Annotated in this window: 10 protein-coding genes, 1 tRNA gene and 3 rRNA genes; 3 read left to right on the top strand and 11 right to left on the bottom strand. The window is 49.7% G+C overall.

What is annotated here, in order from left to right:
* Window positions 1-89 precede the first annotated feature (89 nt).
* From MKZ07_RS24050 to MKZ07_RS24040, 3 genes are all read left to right on the top strand, one after another.
* Window positions 90-311: a hypothetical protein gene (locus tag MKZ07_RS24050; protein WP_036690640.1), complete on the top strand. Its 222-nt coding sequence runs from the start codon at window positions 90-92 to the stop codon at window positions 309-311.
* Between the two features lie 312 nt (window positions 312-623).
* Window positions 624-1,181 (top strand): hypothetical protein, encoded by a 558-nt coding sequence (locus tag MKZ07_RS24045; RefSeq protein WP_036690636.1) that lies wholly within the window; start codon window positions 624-626, stop codon window positions 1,179-1,181.
* A 189-nt stretch (window positions 1,182-1,370) separates the two neighbouring features.
* Window positions 1,371-1,973, top strand: coding sequence for a DUF1906 domain-containing protein (locus tag MKZ07_RS24040; protein WP_341027853.1), 603 nt, complete (start codon window positions 1,371-1,373; stop codon window positions 1,971-1,973).
* A 112-nt stretch (window positions 1,974-2,085) separates the two neighbouring features.
* Here the strand turns inward: MKZ07_RS24040 and MKZ07_RS24035 are convergent, their stop codons facing one another.
* The 11 genes from MKZ07_RS24035 to MKZ07_RS23985 form a co-directional block, all read right to left on the bottom strand.
* The gene (locus MKZ07_RS24035) at window positions 2,086-3,645 is read right to left on the bottom strand and encodes an IS1182 family transposase (protein ID WP_036690634.1); all 1,560 of its coding nucleotides are present in this window, start codon (window positions 3,643-3,645) and stop codon (window positions 2,086-2,088) included.
* A gap of 293 nt (window positions 3,646-3,938) precedes the next feature.
* Window positions 3,939-4,337, bottom strand: a complete 399-nt coding sequence (locus MKZ07_RS24030) for a hypothetical protein (protein ID WP_036690633.1) — start codon at window positions 4,335-4,337, stop codon at window positions 3,939-3,941.
* 134 nt (window positions 4,338-4,471) lie between these two features.
* Window positions 4,472-4,560, bottom strand: a tRNA-Ser gene (locus MKZ07_RS24025).
* Between the two features lie 65 nt (window positions 4,561-4,625).
* On the bottom strand, window positions 4,626-5,915 hold the full coding sequence (serS, locus tag MKZ07_RS24020; protein WP_036690631.1) for a serine--tRNA ligase: 1,290 nt from the start codon (window positions 5,913-5,915) through the stop codon (window positions 4,626-4,628).
* A gap of 90 nt (window positions 5,916-6,005) precedes the next feature.
* On the bottom strand, window positions 6,006-6,590 hold the full coding sequence (gene pdxT, locus MKZ07_RS24015; protein ID WP_036690629.1) for a pyridoxal 5'-phosphate synthase glutaminase subunit PdxT: 585 nt from the start codon (window positions 6,588-6,590) through the stop codon (window positions 6,006-6,008).
* Window positions 6,591-6,608: 18 nt separating this feature from the next.
* Complete coding sequence (pdxS, locus tag MKZ07_RS24010; protein ID WP_036690627.1) at window positions 6,609-7,490, bottom strand: pyridoxal 5'-phosphate synthase lyase subunit PdxS; 882 nt, start codon at window positions 7,488-7,490, stop codon at window positions 6,609-6,611.
* 119 nt (window positions 7,491-7,609) lie between these two features.
* On the bottom strand, window positions 7,610-9,004 hold the full coding sequence (locus MKZ07_RS24005; protein ID WP_036690624.1) for a D-alanyl-D-alanine carboxypeptidase family protein: 1,395 nt from the start codon (window positions 9,002-9,004) through the stop codon (window positions 7,610-7,612).
* A 128-nt stretch (window positions 9,005-9,132) separates the two neighbouring features.
* A complete protein-coding gene (gene guaB, locus MKZ07_RS24000) occupies window positions 9,133-10,590 on the bottom strand; it encodes an IMP dehydrogenase (RefSeq protein WP_036690642.1) in 1,458 nt (485 codons plus the stop codon).
* A gap of 434 nt (window positions 10,591-11,024) precedes the next feature.
* Window positions 11,025-11,141 (bottom strand): 5S ribosomal RNA (gene rrf / locus MKZ07_RS23995).
* 127 nt (window positions 11,142-11,268) lie between these two features.
* Window positions 11,269-14,197, bottom strand: a 23S ribosomal RNA gene (locus MKZ07_RS23990).
* A 266-nt stretch (window positions 14,198-14,463) separates the two neighbouring features.
* Window positions 14,464-16,024 (bottom strand): 16S ribosomal RNA (locus MKZ07_RS23985).
* Together the 16S, 23S and 5S rRNA genes form the textbook arrangement of a ribosomal RNA operon.
* Between the last annotated feature and the right edge of the window lie 178 nt (window positions 16,025-16,202).

Here is a 16,202-nt window from a genome sequence, read left to right as displayed (position 1 = left end):
ATAACATATAATAAGTGTTATTTTAAAAAAATATAGCGTAACGTTTCGTTATGTAATATAATAAAGCCAAAGAAGGGAGGTATTTACTTATGGATCTACAGGCAGTTGTTCAGTTAATCGGAAACGTTGGATTTCCCATTGCTCTTTCTCTGATTCTTCTCCAGACGATACTCATCAAATTCAACAAACAAATGGATGGATTAGAGAAACGCTTGGCTCAGCTTGATAAGACGATGAATCTGATGGTTAAGACGTATCATCAAAGTACATCAAAATCTGCTATTCGCCAGGATAAAAAAGAAGACGGTTGAGATTAGATTATCTGTATCTTATGAGCAAATAAACTCCATTCAATTGAATGGAGTTTATACTGCGTTATGTACCCCGTTATATCGTATTGGTGAAAAGGATCTTCTCCAGCGATTTTTCTTGGTGAGGATCTCATTGGTACAACGGAACTGTCAGGGGAATCTTGGCGGATTTAGCAGCTACGATTACCTGGTTTAGTTCGCTGGATCTGTGAAGAGTTTCAAAAAAGAAACTTATATGAGAATATTATGCAACTTTTGAATGAGCAGTTCAGTCTATTATTATGAGGACAGATCAACGAGGAGGATATTTAAATGGACTACAAAGGGAAAGTCGTGATTATCGGCCTGCTATTTGGGGCTTTATTAGCAGGATGCAGTCAGAATGAAAATTCGCCTTCAACTCCTTCACCCACTCCTACAACTGAACAAAGTCAGAATGAAAATTCGACCAATAAAGCAGGTGAAGAAATGACAGAAGCAGAGCCACTATCTTATACAGCAGAACAAAAAAATGAAATTAGTGAAGCTGCTAAGAAAGCCGGATTAGATAAAGTCTACATCCCCACAGTAGGTTTAGGTAGCGATGATTACATGGATCGTGTTGAAGTTAAAGACAATCAAGTCCGTATTGTATTTATTCGTGGTTCAATCACTCAATCCAAAGAAGAACTTAAACCAACTGCCGAGATTGCTTCGACTAAAGAAGTAGCGCTTTCTAAAGATGTATCTGGGGAGTGGATTGCTAAAGAGAATGAAGTACCGTATTTATACTTTGAGAAAGACGGATTGTATTTCAGTATGAGTTCAGCAAAAACCTTTTCTCAGGCTGAGTATGAGAGAGCGGCCGCTTCGCTTGAACCCTTAGAGTAAAGTTTTCTAGCTATCTGCTCACTATGAAGAGATAGTTTTTTTGTGCCATATTACTGCGTAACGTTACGCTATATAATATTATAATAACTAAGCAATACCAACTGACCTTTGGAATGTGTGGGGTACACATCCACAAGGCCATACCCCGTTCAGGTTATTGCTATACCAAATAGACGGAGGTAATTTATTATGGCAGCAGGTGTTGATACATTAAACGTAGTAAGTTCATCGATGGCGAATTGCTTGGTTAGCAATGGTCAAACTTTTGTAGGTCGCTACTATCGACCGGCGGCTTCGAATTTTTACAGCAGTCGTTTGCAAAATGCTGAAGCACGTACCATTTCCAATGCGGGTCTTTTTATCATTTCCATTTTTCAGTACAATTCGAGAACAGCGTCTTACTTTACCAGTAGCCAAGCTCATGCAGACGGTGCTACTGCTGTAAATCAAGCAGTGGCTGCCGGTCAGCCCTCTGGCACGCCCATTTATTTTACTGTGGACTACGACGCAAGCGCAAGTGATCTGAGTAATTCTATTATTCCTTACTTGAACATTGTAAAAACCTATACCGACAGTTACGGCTATCAGCTAGGGATTTACGGGGGATATAGAACAACGACAACAGTCGGTGCAGCTATTCCGGGCATTTATCGTTGGCAGGCTAGTGCTTGGAGCAGTGGTCAGAATGACCCCAATCGACGCCTTTATCAGTACGCAATCGAACAATCCATTTGCGGTGGGACTTTTGATAAGAATGAGAGCAACGGGAACGCTGGAGGATGGAGATTGTAGTAGACATTCAACGAAGAAGGGGCTGTCCCAAAAGTAAATATTATTCTTATAAGTGGAAACAAAACCTATAGCTTTTTCAAAGCGTAACAGGTAAAAAAGGAGCGATTCTCCGTTATTGGAGGACCGCTCCTTTGCGTTTCTGGTCGTTCGCTGCTTGCTTCAGCAGGTTGTGGGCGAGCGAAAGCCAACCGACCTCCAGCGTCACTTTTTCCAAGCCGCGAAGCAGAAAGCGCCGGAAGCCCCGGTTATTCTTTAATTGTCCAAATACACTTTCCGGCTCCGTCATTCGACGTACGGCCAATAGATAGCCTTCCTCGCTTCGGAGGATTTCTTTCGCCTGTTTCTGGTATCTAAGCCGCTCCAGACTGACTGCGATTTCCCGGTTTCCGCTTCCCTTCGTGCAGTTTTCTTTTAGCGGACAACCTCCGCAGCTTTGACTTTGGTAGTGACGCTTCTTAATTTCGTATCCACTCTCTGTGGTTTCCTTGCTTTCTCGTTGGAAATACAGCGGGTGTCCAGCTAAACACGTCCAGCGATCCTCGGATCCGTCGTAGGTCCAGTTCTCGATTTTTCCGACGTCGGCTTTCCAGGCTTTGCTCTTTTCTTTGTGGTAGGTGCTGTATTTCACGACGGCCTGTATCTCGCTCTTTTCCAGATAGGCGTAGTTTTCTTCACTTCCATAGCCGGCATCTGCAATGACCGTCTTTGGAAGTTCCCCGAGGAATTGCTTTGTTTTTTCCAGATGTGGTTCTAAACAGCGGGTGTCACCCGGTCTTTGATGGAGACTGTAGGCCACAATAAACTGGTTTTCGGTCCCGATCTGTAGATGATAACCTGGCTTCAGTTGGCCATTTCGCATGTGATCTTCTTTCATCCGCATAAACGTTGCCTCTGGATCGGTCTTGCTGAAACTGTTACGGTCCCCAAGCAGTTTTTGATATTCTTCGTACTTCTGCAGTCGGAGAAGCAAATCCTTACGCAACTTCCGAACCGTCTTTTTTAGGGGCTTGTCTTTCGGTTTTTCGGCAAGCTGAGCTTCAAGCTTTTGCACGGCTTGTTCGAGTTTCTCAATGTCCATTTCTGAACCCGTGCTGAATTCAGCCAGATCTTTGCCCTGGTTCTTTTGTTCTTCCTGCTCTTCCGCTGCGTCAATGTCAGCGAATAGGGCCTGTACCTTATCTTGCAGTTTCGCTTTGTGTTTGCTGACCGCTTTGCTCCAGACAAAGGTGTAGTGATTGGCATTCGCCTCAATCTTAGTGCCGTCCACAAAATAATGCTCCAGAGACACGTATTTTTCGTTAGCCAGAAACTGAAGCACGGCGGTAAATACCGTTTCGAGGACATTTCTCATCCGCTGGGAACGGAAGCGATTCAGCGTGCGGAAGTCGGGTCGCTGCCGTCCGGCCAGCCACATGAAGGGAATGTTCTCCCGGACCGCTTTAGCGATTTGGCGAGACGAATAGATTCGCTGAGTGTAAGCGTAGATGATGACTTTGGTAAGCATTTTAGGATGGTAGCTGTCACGGCCGCCGCCGGGATAGGCCGCGTCAAAAATGGCGTTGTCCAGCCGATTGACGGCGGCATTCACGACGCGAACGAGGTGATTTTTCGGGATATCTTCTTCCAGATCCATTGGCAAGCAAAGTTGGTCCATGGTATATTGGATGTACAAAGAAATCGCTCCTTTGGGAATGGTTGGGTGGTACCTCCATTTTACCAAAACGAGCGATTTTTTTGTTTCTTTTTTAAGGATGGACGAGCCATTTCCCGCTCAAACAGCGGAGAGGACGGAACGATTGTGGAAAAGCGGCAGCGGTCGCCTTGGTCTCCGGATTTTCACCGCTAGGGGAATGAAAAAAAATCTGGAGACCACAGCGATTGGAACAACGGTCCGTTCGCGCAGCGTTCACCCAAGTACTCACGTTGATCCTACTACAAACTAAAGAGCTGTCCCAAGCAGCCACTTCATGGCTTTTGAGACAGCCTCTTCTTTGATGGCTTCAACTTCTGTAACGTCAACATAGATGAAATCCATACACGAATGACATCACGGTTAGGTACAAAGTTATCAAGACCGCTGTACTCCGTTGCTAAGAAACGCCGAAACCAGTTCATATGCTTCCTGTATTCTTCTAAGGTGCGCTCTGCCGCCCCTGCCGCTTGCCTTGCGGCATAGTAGCGGGTAAACAGCTTGTCCAGTGTCAACGTCTCAGGGCGAGGTTTCTCGGCTTCCTGAAGCGTGGAGCGGGCCGTTTCCAAGACCGATGGAGTAAGGCGGTCTAATAACCGCTGAGGGATGTCTAAATTATTCTTTCTTTGTCCCCGTTTATGTTTATGGGCTGTTTTTCCTTTGTTCACATTCATAATGGATACCTCCCGTTAGATTCTCCTCTAACGGTCACGAACACAAAAAAAACGCACCAGACCGCTGTTCAACAGTCTAGTGCGTTTATGTCATATCCACCACAATATCTTATGTGGCGGGGCATTTTAAGGAATGGCGGAGAGGATGGGATTCGAACCCATGTGGGCTTTCACCCTAACGGTTTTCAAGACCGCCCCGTTATGACCGCTTCGGTACCTCTCCAATGCATTTGAATTTCACATGCATTAGGAATTATACCACGCCCGACAAATAATATGCAACTATTATTATTGAGTTGTTTTTGCAGAAATGGATTTCACATTACGCATATACGGCTGCAGGCATTCCGGAATCAGCACACTTCCGTCCTCCTGCTGGTAATTCTCCAGGATAGCTGCAACCGTACGTCCTACAGCCAGCGCAGAGCCGTTCAGTGTATGCACGAATTCAGGCTTCGCCTTCGGCTCCTTGCGGTAACGGATATTGGCCCGGCGCGCCTGGAAGTCCTCGGTGTTGGAGCATGAGGAGATCTCGCGGTACATGCCGCTCTCAGGCAGCCACACCTCAAGATCATACGTCTTGGCAGAGGTGAAGCCCATATCTGCCGTACAGAGCAGCAGGACGCGGTAGGGCAGCCCCAGAAGCTGTAGCACGCGTTCAGCGTCGGCGGTCATCTTCTCCAGTTCCTCGTAGGAGCTCTCCGGATTGGCCAGTTTCACCAGCTCCACCTTGTTGAACTGATGCTGGCGGATCAGACCACGGGTATCGCGTCCGGCTGAACCGGCTTCCGAGCGGAAGCAAGAGCTGTAGGCCACATGATACTTCGGCAGATCGCCAGCGGTCATAATCTCTTCACGGTAATAGTTCGTCACAGGCACTTCTGCCGTAGGAATCAGATAATACTCTGTATCCCGCAGCTTGAACAGGTCCTCTTCGAATTTGGGTAGTTGTCCCGTTCCATAGAGGCTGTCCTTATTAACAATATAAGGCGGCAGCATCTCTTCATAGTTATGTTCCCCGCTATGCAGGTCCATCATGAAATTGATCAGGGCACGCTCCAGTCTGGCACCCAGTCCTTTATAGAAGACAAAGCGGGAACCCGTAACCTTCGCCGCTGCCTCAAAATCAATGATATCCAGCTGCTGTGCAAGCTCCCAGTGGGATTTCGGAGTGAAACCAAGCTCTTTGGGCTCTGACCAGCGGCGCACTTCAACATTGTCTGCCTCGGAGGTGCCCACCGGCACCGATTCATGCGGAATATTCGGGATGCTCATCGTCAGCTCGTCAATTTTGACCTCAAGCTCACGCACCTCGTCATCCAATTCCTTAATCCGGTCAGATACCGTTCGCATTTCTGCGATCAGATCATCAGCCGGTTCACCATTCTTCTTCTTCTTGGCTACGTCTCCGGACACAGTGTTCCGGCGGTTCTTGAGCCCTTCTGTTTCCTGAAGCAGCTCACGGCGGCGCTGATCCAGCGCCGGGAAGCCGGCAATCAAATCCAGCGACTTTCCTCTCTTATTCAGTGCTTCCTCTACTCTTGCATAATCGCTGCGCAATACTTTAACATCTAACACAAAGTTTCCCTCCTGAAAACAGCCCAAACTCTTTCAAATTGCTGTTTTGTTTGCAGCTTTGAAAGAGTCAAAGTGTCCTTATATGCGGTTCTATAGATTGGCTGCAATACTGTCCTCTACCATGTCGGCAAAATATTGATGCAGCCTGTAATCATCAGTCAATTCCGGGTGAAACGAGCAGGCCAGCAGATTGCCTTGGCGCGCAGTTACAATCTCATCCTTATAGAGGGTAAGCACATCAACATCAGGACCCACCTCGTCAATAAGCGGGGCGCGGATAAATACCGCCCGCACGGATTCAGCAATCCCCTTAACCTCCAGGTCACATTCAAAGCTTTCCCTCTGGCGGCCAAAGGCATTCCTGGCCACGGTAATATCCATCAGCTCCAGATGGCCGGCTTCATCTCCGGCAATCCGCTTCGCCAGCACGATCATACCGGCACATGTACCGAAAATAGGCTTACCTTGACCCGAGAACTCACGGATCGCTTCAATAAAGCCATATTTGCGCATCAATTTGCCAATCGTCGTACTCTCACCACCGGGAATGATGAGGCCCTCTATCCCGTCAAGCTCCTCTATACGCTTAATAGGCAGGCCTTGTGCGCCGGTCTTCTCAATACTGACAATATGCTCTGTAACAGCGCCTTGAAGCGCCAACACTCCAATTCTCATCCGGAAGCCTTCTCTCTATTAACGGCCGCGTTCCGACATACGTTCAGCCGGGGACAACGTGGCGATATCAATCCCCTTCATCGGAGTGCCCAGATTCTTGGACACTTCAGCAATCAGCTTGTAGTCCGTGAAGTGGGTTGTCGCTTCGACGATGGCACGGGCGAATTTCTCAGGATTGTCCGATTTGAAAATTCCCGAGCCGACAAACACCCCGTCAGCACCCAGATGCATCATGAGCGCGGCATCAGCAGGCGTAGCTACGCCACCGGCGGCAAAGTTAACAACAGGCAGCTTGCCCAGCTCGTGAACCACCAGAAGCAGCTCATAAGGAACACCCAGCGTCTTAGCTTCATGATATAGCTCATCAGGCGAGAGGCCGGTTACCTTGCGGATTTGGCTGTTGATGTGGCGCATATGGCGGACAGCTTCCACGATGTTGCCGGTTCCCGGCTCACCCTTGGTACGGATCATAGAAGCCCCTTCGCTAATCCGGCGCAGTGCTTCTCCAAGGTCCTTGGCTCCGCATACAAAAGGAACCGTGAATTCGCGTTTGTTGATATGGAACACTTCATCGGCAGGAGTAAGTACTTCACTCTCATCGAGATAGTCTACACCCAGAGATTCGAGAACCTTGGCTTCCACATAGTGGCCGATCCGCGCTTTGGCCATCACAGGAATGCTCACTACCTTGATAACCTCTTCTACAATAGTAGGATCAGCCATACGTGCGACACCACCCGCTGCGCGGATATCAGAAGGTACACGCTCCAGAGCCATAACGGCAACTGCCCCTGCGGCCTCAGCAATTTTCGCCTGTTCTGCATTCATGACGTCCATAATGACGCCGCCTTTTTGCATTTCTGCCATGCCTCTTTTGACTCGCGAAGTTCCTGTTTCCATGTCTACGCCTCCCGTTAGATCTAACCTAATCTAACTTGTAATTCTACCGCAAGGCTGTAATATACACAACCTATTTACTGGGATTTTATCGTGAAACCGAGGTCAGCGCCCCTATGAGACTAGAACAGGTTTTTAATTCCTTTGAACAGATCACCGAAAAAATCACCGATGGCTCTCAGCAGCAGCTTGAACCAGCCCGCTTTCTCCGCTTCCTCGGCAGTAATCAGGTTCACCGTCTTCTCTTGCGTCTGAGACATTCCTTCAATCTTATAGGAATACGTGACCTTACCTACCTTGCTGGCTCCGGCAATCGGTGCAATCAGCGTAGCCGGATCATTCGTGACCACTGTAGTCTTGATCTGCGGCGATACAGTACCCTTAGGAACCATGAACGTTACACCAGCGTCCGTTACTACGGATACGTCTTTATTCTTGCCCTTCAGCACAGGCACAGTTTCAGTGCCGGCAATCACGGCCTTAGGCGCAACTACCTGCTTAATCTCAAAATTATTAAAGCCGAAATCCAGCACCTTCTTCGTTTCGGTGAAACGGTGGGCTTCGGAGTCTGCTCCCATTACTACGCTGATAAGACGCATACCGTCACGCACCGCTGTACCGGTGAAGCAGTTACCGGCGTTAGTCGTATGTCCGGTCTTCAATCCGTCCAGTCCCGGATAAGCGTAAGCCTTGAAATTGGGGATATCCTTGTTGGCTTCCAGCATCCAGTTATAGTTAATCATCGGCTTCGAATCACGCTCACGGAATTTATACGATTGGATTGTCGTAAAATCTGTAAACTCCGGATGATCCGTAACAATATACTTAGCAAGAATAGCCGCATCCATTGCAGACATTACCGTCTCACGGTCCTCTTCAGGCCGGTATTTAGCAGGCATGTCTTTCCGGTCAAGACCGGTGGAATTAATGAAATAAGCCGTCTTCATGCCCATCTTCTGTGCGGTCTCATTCATCTGGGTCACAAACTGCTGCTCCGAGCCCGACACCAGTTCAGCCAAGGCAACGGTAGCATCATTGGCAGAGCCTACCGCCATAGCTATGTAGAGTTCTTTAACCGTATGTTCATCGCCCGCTGCCAAAAAAATACGCGATCCTATCTGCTTGGAAGCATTCTCCTGTATAATTACTTTCTGGTCCCAGGAAATCTTGCCGCTATTCACCGCTTCTGTGACAAGATATTCTGTCATCATCTTCGTCATACTCGCCGGAGGCATAGGCTGGTCCGCATTAAGCGAGAGCAGAACCTCACCTGTAGTAGGCTCAATCAATACTGCCGATTTCAATTTCAATCCGAGGGATTCCACGGTTGGAATCTTGGCTACTGCCGTTTTGGCAGGGGTAGCCGCCGCCTTGGTTCCAGCCTCTGTTGTAGCCGGTTTATTCACTGCCTCTGCCATCGCAGAAGCCGCAGGAAATGCTAACATATTTAAAAGCAGACCTACTGTCGCTGTCTTAATCACAATTTGCTTACTGCTTAGTTTTCGCTTGGACTTCAATGATTACTACTCTCCTTTAATCCTCAGATCAGTGCTTGTTCTATTCTAACACAGGGGTATCTGCAAAAAAAGACAGACAGGACTAAATTAGTCCTGTCTGTCAGCAAAAATAGGCGATTCTTCCCGGCTTATAGGGAATAGTTCGGAGCTTCCTTGGTGATCTGCACATCATGAGGATGACTCTCACGCAGGCCTGCTCCAGTGATCCGGATGAACGAGGTATCATTGCGCAGTTCTTCTAATGTCTTCGTTCCGCAATAGCCCATACCGGAGCGCAGTCCGCCGATCAATTGGTGAACCGTGTCTGACAACGGCCCTTTAAAAGCTACACGGCCCTCAATACCTTCCGGTACCAGCTTCTTATCATCATCTTGGAAGTAACGGTCTTTACTGCCCTGCTTCATGGCGCTCATGCTGCCCATGCCACGGTACACCTTGTATTTACGTCCCTGATAGATTTCCGACTCTCCGGGGCTTTCTTCCGTACCAGCGAACAGGCTTCCCATCATGACTGCAGCAGCACCAGCGGCGATGGCCTTGGTAATCTCTCCGGAGTACTTAATCCCCCCGTCTGCAATCACTGGAATACCGTATTCACGGGCTACTGTCGCACAATCGTAGATCGCAGTAACCTGCGGAACGCCGATCCCGGCAATTACGCGGGTAGTACAGATAGAACCTGGACCGATACCCACCTTGATTACGGAGGCTCCTGCTTCAATCAATTCGCGGGTAGCTTCGCCTGTAGCCACATTACCGGCTACAATCGTTAGATCAGGATAAGTCTCGCGCAGCTTACGCACTGCATCGATAATATTAATGTGATGGCCATGTGCGGAATCCACGGTAATCAGATCCACACCGGATTTTACCAATGCTTCTGTCCGTTCAAACGTGTCCTTGGAGATCCCAATTGCCGCTCCAACCAGCAAACGTCCGTGGGCATCCTTGGCACCGTTGGGGAACTGGATGGCTTTCTCTATATCTTTAATAGTAATGAGACCTTTGAGAATATTATGCTCGTCTACCAGCGGCAGCTTCTCAATCTTGTGACGCTGCAGAATGCCCTTCGCCTCTTGAAGAGTGGTTCCTACAGCAGCCGTAACGAGATTCTCATGAGTCATCACTTCTTTGATCTGAATATTGAAATCATGGATGAAACGCAGGTCGCGGTTCGTCAGAATACCGACAAGCTTGCCCTCTTCATCTACGATAGGCACACCCGAAATGCGGTATTTGCCCATCAGGACTTCAGCGTCGGATACCCAGTGGTCCGGCGTAAGTGAGAATGGATTGGTAATAACCCCGCTCTCCGAGCGCTTCACACGGTCCACCTCTTCTGCCTGCTGCTCCACGGACATATTCTTATGAATAATGCCGATTCCGCCCTCACGGGCGATAGCAATCGCCATAGCGGCTTCTGTGACTGTGTCCATACCTGCACTCATCAAAGGAATATTCAGCTTCACATTCTTGCTGAGTACAGTGGTTAGATCCACTTCCTTAGGTAATACCTCGGATTTACGCGGAACCAGCAGCACATCATCGAAAGTGAATCCCTCTTTACCAAACTTATCTTCCCACACCTGGGTCATTCCTCCTCTAAATTCTTTTCTCTACCCGCCCGCCAACTTATGAATAAAGAAACTCCTGCGTCAAGTCCATACCCGATAGACAGCGGTAGAGGCCTGGGAGTTATACATAATCGTGTCTTCTGTTAAGGTTTGAGAGGCTTGTCCAAAAATATATTAGAGCTATCTTAGCAAAGGGCATTTGGCCTGTCAAGAATATTACACTGCCCTGTGAAGGGATTAGGCAATCCGGCCTCCGGTAAGCGAATTCTTGGACTAAAGTCCGTCTACAGTGGACAACGGAGCAGCTCTTGGCGGCATGGGCTAAGTAATTGGATAAAATTCAACTGCTTCCTTTAAATGTTACATCGCTATCTCTCAGACTGTGTCCAGGCATTCCAGAATATACAAAAAAGCCATTGTCGAATTGTCGACAATGGCTCATGTGTGCTTGGCAACGTCCTACTCTCCCAGGACCCTTCGGTCCAAGTACCATCGGCGCTGGAGGGCTTAACGGTCGTGTTCGGGATGGGTACGTGTGGAACCCCTCCGCTATCGCCACCAAACATGCGTCTGTGAAACAGACGCTGCCGCTAGAAATTCGGTTCATCACGAATGTGTGAATGAATTTCGTTGCGTTCAGGAACTTGATTCCTGAAAACTGAATCCGAAACAAATCTGCGTGATAGAAATTTGGATAAGCCCTCGACCGATTAGTATTGGTCAGCTCCATGCATTGCTGCACTTCCACCTCCAACCTATCTACCTCGTCGTCTTCAAGGGGTCTTACATACTGGGAAATCTCATCTTGAGGGGGGCTTCACGCTTAGATGCTTTCAGCGCTTATCCCGTCCGTACGTAGCTACTCAGCCATGCTCCTGGCGGAACAACTGATGCACCAGCGGTACGTCCATCCCGGTCCTCTCGTACTAAGGACAGCTCCTCTCAAATTTCCTGCGCCCACGACAGATAGGGACCGAACTGTCTCACGACGTTCTGAACCCAGCTCGCGTACCGCTTTAATGGGCGAACAGCCCAACCCTTGGGACCTACTTCAGCCCCAGGATGCGATGAGCCGACATCGAGGTGCCAAACCTCCCCGTCGATGTGGACTCTTGGGGGAGATAAGCCTGTTATCCCCAGGGTAGCTTTTATCCGTTGAGCGATGGCCCTTCCATGCGGTACCACCGGATCACTAAGTCCGACTTTCGTCCCTGCTCGACTTGTAGGTCTCGCAGTCAAGCTCCCTTATGCCTTTGCACTCTGCGAATGATTTCCAACCATTCTGAGGGAACCTTTGAACGCCTCCGTTACTCTTTAGGAGGCGACCGCCCCAGTCAAACTGCCCGCCTGACACGGTCCCCGTACCGGGTTACGGTACTAGGTTAGAACCTAGATACGATCAGGGTGGTATCCCAACGGCGCCTCCAGCGAAGCTTGCGCTCCACTCTCAACGGCTCCCACCTATCCTGTACAGATCGTACCCAAATTCAATATCAAGCTGCAGTAAAGCTCCATGGGGTCTTTCCGTCTTGTCGCGGGTAACCTGCATCTTCACAGGTATTAAAATTTCACCGGATCTCTCGTTGAGACAGCGCCCAAGTCGTTACGCCATTCGTGCGGGTCAGAATTTACCTGACAAGGAATTTCGCTACCTTAGGACCGTTATAGTTACGGCCGCCGTTTACTGGGGCTTCGGTTCACAGCTTCGGGTTTAACCCCTAACCACTCCCCTTAACCTTCCAGCACCGGGCAGGCGTCAGCCCGTATACTTCGCCTTACGGCTTCGCACAGACCTGTGTTTTTGCTAAACAGTCGCTTGGGCCTTTTCACTGCGGCCCCCTCGGGCTATTCACCCTACCGAGGCACCTCTTCTCCCGAAGTTACGAGGTCATTTTGCCGAGTTCCTTAACGAGAGTTCTTCCGCGCGCCTTAGAATTCTCTTCTCGCCTACCTGTGTCGGTTTGCGGTACGGGCACCTTCTCCTGACTAGAGGCTTTTCTTGGCAGTGTGAGATCATGACCTTCGCTACTATAATTTTCGCTCCCCATCACAGCCTGGCCTTAATAGTGTGCGGATTTGCCTACACACCAGCCTCACTGCTTAGACGGACATCCATCAGTCCGCGTCACTACCCTCCTGCGTCACCCCATCGCTCATAGCGGATTACGGTGGTACAGTAATTTCAAACTGTTGTCCTTCGACTACGCCTTTCGGCCTCGCCTTAGGTCCCGACTTACCCTGAGCGGACGAGCCTTCCTCAGGAAACCTTGGGCTTTCGGCGGATCAGATTCTCACTGATCTTTTCGTTACTCATACCGGCATTCTCACTTGTATGCTGTCCAGCGCTCCTTACGGTACACCTTCAACCCACATACAACGCTCCCCTACCCCAGATGCAAAGCATCTAGCCATAGCTTCGGTGGTGTGTTTAGCCCCGTTACATTTTCGGCGCAGAGTCACTCGACCAGTGAGCTATTACGCACTCTTTCAATGGTGGCTGCTTCTAAGCCAACATCCTGGTTGTCTGTGCAACTCCACATCCTTTCCCACTTAACACACACTTGGGGACCTTAGCTGATGGTCTGGGCTGTTTCCCTTTTGACAATGGATCTTAGCACTCACTGTCTGACTCCCGGCAAGAAGTTAATGGCATTCGGAGTTTGACTGAGCTTGGTAACCCTTGCGGGCCCCGCACCCAATCAGTGCTCTACCTCCACCACTCCATTCACCGAGGCTAGCCCTAAAGCTATTTCGGGGAGAACCAGCTATCTCCGAGTTCGATTGGAATTTCTCCGCTACCCCCACCTCATCCCCGCATTTTTCAACATGCGTGGGTTCGGGCCTCCAGTGCGTGTTACCGCACCTTCACCCTGGACAGGGGTAGATCACACGGTTTCGGGTCTACGTCCACATACTCAGTCGCCCTATTCAGACTCGCTTTCGCTGCGGCTCCGGCTTCTCACCTTAACCTTGCATGTTAAACGTAACTCGCCGGTTCATTCTACAAAAGGCACGCCATCACCCATAAAGAGGGCTCTGACTTTTTGTAAGCACACGGTTTCAGGTTCTATTTCACTCCCCTTCCGGGGTGCTTTTCACCTTTCCCTCACGGTACTGTTTCACTATCGGTCGCCAGGTAGTATTTAGCCTTAGCAGATGGTCCTGCTGGATTCATACGGGGTTTCACGTGCCCCGCACTACTCGGGATCCGTCTCGGAGAGAACACAGTTTAGGCTACAGGGCTTTTACCTCTATCGCGGGCCTTTCCAGACCTCTTCGCCTACCATATTCCTTTGTAACTCCATGTGAGACGTCCCACAACCCCAAGAGGCAAGCCCCTTGGTTTAGGCTGTTCCGCGTTCGCTCGCCGCTACTGACGGAATCACTATTGTTTTCTCTTCCTCAGGGTACTTAGATGTTTCAGTTCCCCTGGTCTGCCTCTGCGTATCCTATGTATTCAGATACGAGTAACTGCGAATTACCACAGCTGGGTTTCCCCATTCGGACACCCCCGGATCAAAGCTTGCTTACAGCTCCCCGAGGCAGTTTCGTTGTTCGCCACGTCCTTCGTCGGCTCCTGGCGCCTAGGCATCCTCCGTGTGCTCTTAGTAGCTTAACCAACGTTCCGGTGTTTTGCTTGTTTGCACAATCAAAAACCTTCACTTTGTAGCAACTAATAACTATTTCAACTTGCTTACACAAGTTTCAGCTAAAAGATGTTCTAAAACGCAAATTCGTTTCGGTATCCAGTTTTCAAGGATCAAGGTAAAGATGAGAGCTTAAACTCTCAAAACTGACCAACGAGTGAGTAACAGGCCTAAACCTGATTGGTGGAAGCAAGCTTCCGATTTGAATGTCACCGTTGCAGGTGACAATTCTCCATAGAAAGGAGGTGATCCAGCCGCACCTTCCGATACGGCTACCTTGTTACGACTTCACCCCAATCATCTACCCCACCTTCGGCGGCTGGCTCCCTTGCGGGTTACCCCACCGACTTCGGGTGTTGTAAACTCTCGTGGTGTGACGGGCGGTGTGTACAAGACCCGGGAACGTATTCACCGCGGCATGCTGATCCGCGATTACTAGCAATTCCGACTTCATGCAGGCGAGTTGCAGCCTGCAATCCGAACTGAGACCGGCTTTGCTGGGATTGGCTCCACCTCGCGGCTTCGCTTCCCGTTGTACCGGCCATTGTAGTACGTGTGTAGCCCAGGTCATAAGGGGCATGATGATTTGACGTCATCCCCACCTTCCTCCGGTTTGTCACCGGCAGTCACTCTAGAGTGCCCAGCTTAACCTGCTGGCAACTAAAGTCAAGGGTTGCGCTCGTTGCGGGACTTAACCCAACATCTCACGACACGAGCTGACGACAACCATGCACCACCTGTCTCAACTTTCCCCGAAGGGCACCTGATGCATCTCTGCTTCGTTAGTTGGATGTCAAGACCTGGTAAGGTTCTTCGCGTTGCTTCGAATTAAACCACATACTCCACTGCTTGTGCGGGTCCCCGTCAATTCCTTTGAGTTTCAGTCTTGCGACCGTACTCCCCAGGCGGAGTGCTTACTGTGTTAACTTCGGCACCAAGGGTATCGAAACCCCTAACACCTAGCACTCATCGTTTACGGCGTGGACTACCAGGGTATCTAATCCTGTTTGCTCCCCACGCTTTCGCGCCTCAGCGTCAGTTACAGCCCAGAAAGTCGCCTTCGCCACTGGTGTTCCTCCACATATCTACGCATTTCACCGCTACACGTGGAATTCCACTTTCCTCTTCTGTACTCAAGTCACCCAGTTTCCAGTGCGACCTCAGGTTGAGCCCAAGGTTTAAACACCAGACTTAAATAACCGCCTGCGCGCGCTTTACGCCCAATAATTCCGGACAACGCTTGCCCCCTACGTATTACCGCGGCTGCTGGCACGTAGTTAGCCGGGGCTTTCTTCTCAGGTACCGTCACTCCGGCAGCAGTTACTCTACCGGACGTTCTTCCCTGGCAACAGAGCTTTACGATCCGAAAACCTTCATCACTCACGCGGCGTTGCTCCGTCAGGCTTGCGCCCATTGCGGAAGATTCCCTACTGCTGCCTCCCGTAGGAGTCTGGGCCGTGTCTCAGTCCCAGTGTGGCCGTTCACCCTCTCAGGTCGGCTACGCATCGTCGCCTTGGTGGGCCATTACCCCACCAACTAGCTAATGCGCCGCAGGCCCATCCCCAAGCAGCAGATTGCTCCGCCTTTCATTCTCTCCTCAGGAGAAAAAAGAAATTATCCGGTATTAGCTACCGTTTCCGGTAGTTATCCCAGGCTTGAGGGCAGGTTGCCTACGTGTTACTCACCCGTCCGCCGCTAAGTCTGAAAGGAAGCAAGCTCCCTTTCAGACTCCGCTCGACTTGCATGTATTAGGCACGCCGCCAGCGTTCGTCCTGAGCCAGGATCAAACTCTCCAAATTGGTATTTAGAAAGAGCGATTGCTCATTTTAAAACATCTGACGAGAATTTACATTCTCTAATTTGGATCTCGCCGAAGCGATCTCCAGGTACTCACTCGTTGTTCAGTTTTCAAAGATCAAGCTCGTTGTCAGTGCCGCTCACCGCGTCACCAGCAACTCTTATAATATATCACATCCA

The organism is Paenibacillus sp. FSL P4-0338 (assembly GCF_038002365.1).
Lineage (GTDB): Bacteria > Bacillota > Bacilli > Paenibacillales > Paenibacillaceae > Paenibacillus_AQ.
The sequence above is the reverse complement of the archived record's forward strand: the minus strand, read 5'-3'. Positions and strand labels throughout refer to the sequence as shown.